Raw genomic sequence first — 3,332 nt, forward strand, 5'->3', positions numbered from 1 at the left:
GGGAGCGCGGACTCTACGCCCAGAGCAAGATGGCCGACCGGTTCCTGCGCATCCTCGCCGCTCACCCCGAGCTTATCGCCGAGACCGGCTTCGTGGCCGCCGAAGGTCGCGGCCCCTACGGTCGGAAGCCGAAGGCTGGAGAGTAGAACAGCGGAGGCGACCGACCGCCCGCCACGCCTCTTGCACTAAAACAGGCACCATGCTAGATTTCGCCTGCGAGCCCCTCTCGCACCAAGAGAGGGGACTGGTGTGTCCGGCGGTAGCCCACACGAAAAGCAAGTCTCTCACTACGACCTGGAACAGGTTCGACGGGCGTTCCGAGATGGCGACTTCGTGGTGACCGCGCGAGTAAGAAGCCATCTCACCGATGTCGGCTGGAATCTGGATACGGTTCGAACGACGGCCTGTGGTCTTCGCGAGTGTGACCTGCACAAGTCCCAGGCGCATCGCGAGCGTCCCGGCGTCTGGCTGGACATCTACCGGCCGTGGCACGCGGGTGAGCGACTCTACGTGAAGCTCACGCCTCGCCAGCGGGGCAGCGGGTTCGTTGTTCTCTCGTTCTGCCGCGACGGAGAGAATCACTGAGGAGGTCTTGGCGATGTGTCCGCAGGAGTACGACATCTGTCCTGTGTGCGGAGCACGCGGTCTTGAAGTCACGAATCGCCCGCTGGACGCCGGCACCGGTAGTCGCTCGACAGTCATCGAGCCGGGATTCGAGTACGAGCACTGCACAATCTGCGGCGAGGATCTCATCCCCGCGGCGCATCTCGACGCACTCACCGCACTCGCCATCGCCAAGGAGCGTGCGGAGGACGGGCTGCTGTCGGGCAGCGAGATTCGTCGGCTTCGGCTCTCACTCGGTCTCACGCAAGCGGATCTCGAGGGATTACTCGGCGTCGGCGAGACGACTGTGGGCCGCTGGGAGCGCGGCCTGTACGCCCAGAGCAAGCCCGCCGATCGTCTGTTGCGCCTGCTTGCCGCCCACCCTGAGCTCATCGCCGAGACCGGCTTCGTCGCTGCCGAAGGCCGCGGGCCGTACGGGCGGAAGCAGACATCGAAGTCGGGGGCCTGACGCGAGCGCGTAAGGTTTCGGGGGGCGGGGCCCCCAGCACGTTCTTGAAGTGAGATGCGGGTTTCCTTCTACTCTTGGTGTGTCTAAGACCGAGAGAAAGAGAGGAAACCCGCGTGCACGATGATACAGCGCTTCTGAAATCGGTCCTTGTGGAGTTCTGCCTTGAGCGGATCGCCCGCTTCGAGGACTTCGAGAAGGCTGAGACCAGCTCGCACGAGGATGTCTTGTGCACCCTGGCCGGTGCGATGGCTGAGGCTCTCGAGATCTTCGACGCGCGGTTGTTCGCCGACAGGCCCGAGGGCTGGCGTGTTAAGGATTCCAGGCCCCGTTCGGTCCTCACGGAGTTCGGTGAGGTGACCTTCAGCCGTCGCGTCTACACAGACGACTTCGGGGATCGCCGCACCTACCTCGATGAGATCGTGTCCCTACGCCCCAGAAAGCGCCTCTCCCCGGGAGCGTTCCAGGCCCTCGCGCTCTTCGGCTCCGAGATCCCCTACGGGCGTGCGGCGAAGATGCTGTTTCGGCACTGCGTGGGCGACGTCTCGGCGATGACGACGATGGGGGTGCTCCGCGAGACGGGCGACCTTCTCGAGGAGTCGGCGGAGATACGGCGTCGTGACCTGTTCGACCACGGACTCCTTCCGGCGGCTTCACGGATGAGCGAGGAGTTGAGGATCGAGGCCGACGGGATATGGGTGGCGCTGCAGCGTGCCGGGGGACGGGGAGTCGAGGTCAAGGCGCTCTGTGCCTATGAGGACAAGAACGCAGGTCGGCGCGTCGGAGTCGTGCACCACGCACTCGTCGGCGGTCCGAAGCGCTTCTGGGAGGAGGGTGTGGCGCATCTGGCCGGCCACTACTCGCTGCCCGCTCTCAAGCGCTGCTACACGGGAAGCGACGGTGCGAAGTGGTGCGGCTCCCTCGCCGACCACCTGCACGGACCGAGGATCGTGCACAAGCTCGATCCCTGGCACGTCAACCGGGCGATCAGGTCGGCTTTCCCTGAGAGAGGCGACGCCGTGCCTCTCTTCGACCTGCTGCATGCGGGGAACCTCGACGAGCTGCTCGACGTGCTGTCCTCGCGTCTGGACACCGGTTTCGGCGATGAGGACAAGATCCGGGGACTGATCGGCTACATCAGGAACAACCGCGCCTCGATCGAGGCGGAGGCACCGAGCATGGGGACGATGGAGGGGACCAACGCGCATCTCTACGCCGCCCGGATGAAGGTGTGGGGAGGAGCCTGGTCGAGGGAGGGGGCGAGCGACATGGCGCGCATCAGGAGCACGCTGGCGTCGGGAGAGACGCTGCCGGTGCCGACGAGGGAGCAGGCGTTCAGGGCAAACGACCGCAATCGGCGCTCTGCGATCCTAGAGAAGCGGCGCTATGGGTTCAGCTACGAGATGGTACTCTCGGACGGTGAGGGATACGAACCTCGGGCGGGGCACTTGATGCCGTTCTCGACGCGCCAGCCGTTCCGCGCGATGTTCAATCCCATGAACTGAGAGTAGACCCCCCAAATCCTTACGCGCTCGGGTCACTATGGCAACTTGAGTTGCCACGATGGCAGGTGTAGTGTCCATTGCATGGAGCCCACATTCACCATCGCTGACGTCTATGCGACGCCGGGCCGAGCCAAGGTGCTCAGAACACTGGCCCGGTATGAGGGGCCAATGAGCACCCGCGCGGTTGCCGACGGCGCGGGGCTCAGCCACACAGCTGCCGGCTCTATTCTGCGCTCCCTTGGCGCGATGGGCATGGTGCGCAAGGACAGTGTAGGAATCGCGCATGCCTACACGCTGGAACGCGCCAACGTCTATGTGCGCGACATGGTTCTGCCGGCCATCGAGGCGGAACGCTCAATCATCGACGAGTTGTGTCGGGATCTCGTCGCGGACTTCGCCGAGCACTGTCAGTCGCTCGTGTTATTCGGCAGCTACGCATACGGGGAGCAGACGGAAACCAGCGATATTGATGTCTTCGCACTGGTCGAGGATTCGCGGCGCGCGCAGCTACTCGAGCGGAGGAACCTGGATCGCTGGTCGTGGTACTCGTCGAAGTACAGCTCACCGCTATCGCTCATTATCTTCACCCGCGCCCAAGCGAGCGACAGTCTCGGGTGGAATCAGAGCGCGTTAAGAACCGAGTTAGCCTCAACCGGCATCATCCTCCACGGGCTTGGCGTCGACGAGTGGGGGCTTGACTGCGATGGTGGCACCAACTCGCAAGGCGTCGCGCGGACAGGCGAGGCGGTATCTGGCCA

4 protein-coding genes are annotated in these 3,332 nt (G+C 64.3%); all 4 read left to right on the forward strand.

The features are described from left to right. Nucleotides 1–249: 249 nt before the first annotated feature. Nucleotides 250–585 (forward strand): type II toxin-antitoxin system MqsR family toxin, encoded by a 336-nt coding sequence (locus WDA27_14910; GenBank protein MFA5892213.1) that lies wholly within the window; start codon nucleotides 250–252, stop codon nucleotides 583–585. A gap of 13 nt (nucleotides 586–598) precedes the next feature. Then, on the forward strand, nucleotides 599–1,072 hold the full coding sequence (locus WDA27_14915; protein MFA5892214.1) for a type II TA system antitoxin MqsA family protein: 474 nt from the start codon (nucleotides 599–601) through the stop codon (nucleotides 1,070–1,072). Between the two features lie 113 nt (nucleotides 1,073–1,185). Continuing rightward, nucleotides 1,186–2,574 carry a UPF0236 family protein gene (locus WDA27_14920; GenBank protein ID MFA5892215.1) on the forward strand — a complete coding sequence of 463 codons (1,389 nt, stop codon included), beginning with the start codon at nucleotides 1,186–1,188 and terminating at the stop codon, nucleotides 2,572–2,574. Nucleotides 2,575–2,655: 81 nt separating this feature from the next. Continuing rightward, nucleotides 2,656–3,332: nucleotidyltransferase domain-containing protein (locus WDA27_14925; GenBank protein MFA5892216.1), on the forward strand; the 677-nt coding region annotated here is incomplete at its 3' end.

It is taken from the genome of Actinomycetota bacterium (assembly GCA_041658565.1).
Taxonomy (GTDB): Bacteria; Actinomycetota; AC-67; order AC-67; family AC-67; genus JBAZZY01.

What these genes read in the sequence shown, in the direction of transcription:
- WDA27_14915 (MFA5892214.1), top strand. Translation starts at nt 599, where the DNA reads ATGTGTCCGCAGGAGTACGACATCTGTCCTGTGTGCGGAGCACGCGGT.